Source organism: Emticicia sp. (assembly GCF_049241225.1).
In the GTDB taxonomy this organism is placed as follows: Bacteria; Bacteroidota; Bacteroidia; order Cytophagales; family Spirosomataceae; genus Emticicia.
Genome location: NZ_JBMLRC010000444.1, coordinates 1 through 2878 on the forward strand (window position 1 = coordinate 1; position 2878 = coordinate 2878).

Consider the following 2878-nt stretch of genomic DNA (forward strand, 5'->3'; position numbering starts at 1 on the left):
ACACCCAAGTGGTTATGGTTAAGCCAGACCCCGTTTACCATAAAAATAAACGATTCAATGCTTTACCTTTGAAAGATATTTTGGAGAAATATTCTCTGATAAAAAGAATGAATGCCGCAGATTTGAAGGTGGTTTTTGAGTGCGAAGATGGCTACAAACCCGAAATGCCTTTAGAAAAATTGCTTTCGGCAAAAGCGTATTTGGCAGTAAGCGACGCTGATGCTCCGAAAGGTCGTGAATGGGAAATGCTCGAAAAAAATGGTCAAGAAACTAAAATGGAGCCTTTTTATGTGGTTTATGAAGGGGTTTCGGGCGATGATATCAGTTATAAATGGCCATATAATTTAATAAAGATACACCTCGCTCCACTTCATGAAAACGATGCTGCCCTCAAACCAAAAGATGAGTCGGCATTGGCTGGCTACGAAATTTTCAAGAATCGTTGTCAAACTTGCCATGCTATCAATAAAATTGGTGGAAAAATGGGGCCAGAACTCAATTACCCAAGAAGTGTAACGGAATATTGGAAAACTGATGATTTAAAGGCCTTTATTCAAAATCCTGCCGCTTATAGAAATGATGCAAAAATGCCGAATTTGGGCATAAAACCCGAAGAAGCCACCGAGGTTGTGAAGTATTTAAGCTATATGAGTAAAACCCCCAACCCCTAAAGGGGAGTAGAAATTATCCGTTACTATAAAATTTTATCCATTCTCCCCTATAGGGGGCGGGGGTCTTAAAAACGATAATTCAAACCGTAATTTAGTCCAAACATTTTCAGACGCATCTGCAAGGCAGTGGAGTTATTAATGCCTGAGAATAATGAGTGCTGATAAGAGCTTCCCAGATTTAGCTGCCAGTGCTTACTAACAAGGTAGCTTGCTCTTATGCCACCCAAACCGCTTAAATTCAGTGGTTTGTAGATATTGCTTGAGGTATTAATTGTGCTTTTTTCTTGCAAGATACTATTATCGTTGATAATGGTATTCTGTAAGAAAATATCAGTCGAAACTCCTGCTAAGATATTTAATGCAACTTTTTTTGATAAACCAATTTCATAACCAACTTGCACCGGAATCATCAAGTATTCATAACGATTACCAAATTGTGAAGCATCAGCCACTACCGTATTGATTTGTTTATTAGCAAACTGCATATCTTGATTGACCGAGTTTTGTAATAGATAATCAGCCAAGAAAGTATTTGCATAGCCATTTTGTTGGAAAGCATAAGTATTACTATTAAGTGTAGAATTTCCACGTAGATATCTAATTCCACTCTCAAAATTCCATTTTTTTGAAATTTTATAGCCCATTGCCACGCCCGTATTAATACCAACTCCTGCTCTAATAGCATTTTGTGGTTGAGAAACCATTACATTATTTTGGAAGTTTCCACCGGATGGCGAAGCTCCAACTGATGCCGTATTTGAATTTTTAGCAAACGCATCCGCTTGTGCGTACGCAAGACTATTAAGTTCACCAAGCTTCATATTGGGGTCAAATGGAGAAACCCCTGATTGCACGCCAACCCAAAATTTAGAATCGTTCGATGCCACAACGGGAGCTTCCGTCACTTCACTTTCAAATACTAATTTATTTCGCTTCAACGTATAACGGCTTCCTAAGTATTTGTACTCGTGATATTTCAATAAAGCCAAATCTGGAATAGCTTTATTGTCATTTTGGGCTAATGGAATACTCGTATTTGTTTGATTATCAGCTGTCGTTGTATTAAAACTACCTAATGCTTGGTTGTTAGTAGGTGGCGTGTCAGCCGCCGCCGTATTTGCAACGTTATCGCCTGCAAAGCTTGCAGCGGCTAAGGTTGGTAATTGGCTATTTTGTATAGACTTTTTAGGTTTATTAACACTCTTATTAATATCGTTTTGGGCCAAAGCGAGTGTTTGCTTAGGGTTCTTATTTTCGGTTGAAAGATTTGGGTTTGCAAAACTTGGTACTGCCAAAGCAACATTATCATCATTTATCTCAGCTGAAGTTGCTTGAGAATCTATGTTTTGAGGTTTTGAAGAAGCCTTTATGGCACTTTCACTAACTTCAGCTAGTGGTGTTTTAGAATTTTTTTGATTAAAAAATAGAATTCCTCCCAAAGCCAAAACTAAGGTTGCAGCCACACCAGCGAGCATGGCAGATGGGCGAAGGAAAAATAAGAATGGACGGCGTTTTTTGCGTTCTAAATCCTGCTCGATTCGCTCCCACATATCGCTTGGGGGAGCAAAAGAAGCATCATTAAATGCCTTCTGCCATTCTTCTTCAAAATTATTTGGCTTCTGTAACTCCATTATTTTCTACGAAAAAACAGTTTCGTATCTTCTTCTTAAAGTATATTATTTAATGGCTTTGGGTGCTATTCCCATCGCTTTTAATTTTGCTTGTAATAAAATTCTCGCCCTCGAATATTGCGACTTTGATGTTCCTTCCGTAACGCCCAGCATATTTGCAATTTCGTTGTGCTGGTAGCCCTCGATAGCGTATAAGTTAAAAATCGTTCGGCAGCCATCGGGCAAACTCTGCACTATTTCCATTAATTGCTCAAACTCAAACCCCGAAAGCGTAAATTCATCTTGCTCAACTTCATCCGAAATCAACTGACTATCAGTATGTTCCATGTAATTTGGCTGACTTTGTAATTGTTTCAAGGCGGTATTGACTACTATTTTTCTGAGCCATGCTTCGAGCGGACAATCAAATCGGAAACTATCTATTTTTTGATAAATCTTGATAAACGAATCTTGCAAAACATCTTCGGCGTCGCTTCGGTTTTTCATGTAACGCATAGCCGTAGCGAACAACTTACTGGCAAAACGCTCGTAAAGTTGCCGTTGGGCGGGTCGTTCTTGGCGAATACAAGCCTGTAT

General features: G+C 39.0%; 3 protein-coding genes. 1 reads left to right on the forward strand and 2 read right to left on the reverse strand.

Annotation, left to right across the window (positions count from 1 at the left end; all coding sequences use genetic code 11):
• Nucleotides 1–671, forward strand: a 671-nt coding sequence (locus ACOVO2_RS23020; RefSeq protein ID WP_421772224.1) for a c-type cytochrome, incomplete at its 5' end; no start/stop codon positions are given.
• A gap of 65 nt (nucleotides 672–736) precedes the next feature.
• Here ACOVO2_RS23020 and ACOVO2_RS23025 read toward each other — a convergent pair.
• Nucleotides 737–2302, reverse strand: coding sequence for an outer membrane beta-barrel protein (locus ACOVO2_RS23025; protein ID WP_421772225.1), 1566 nt, complete (start codon nucleotides 2300–2302; stop codon nucleotides 737–739).
• 45 nt (nucleotides 2303–2347) lie between these two features.
• Nucleotides 2348–2878: RNA polymerase sigma factor (locus ACOVO2_RS23030; RefSeq protein WP_421772226.1), on the reverse strand; the 531-nt coding region annotated here is incomplete at its 5' end.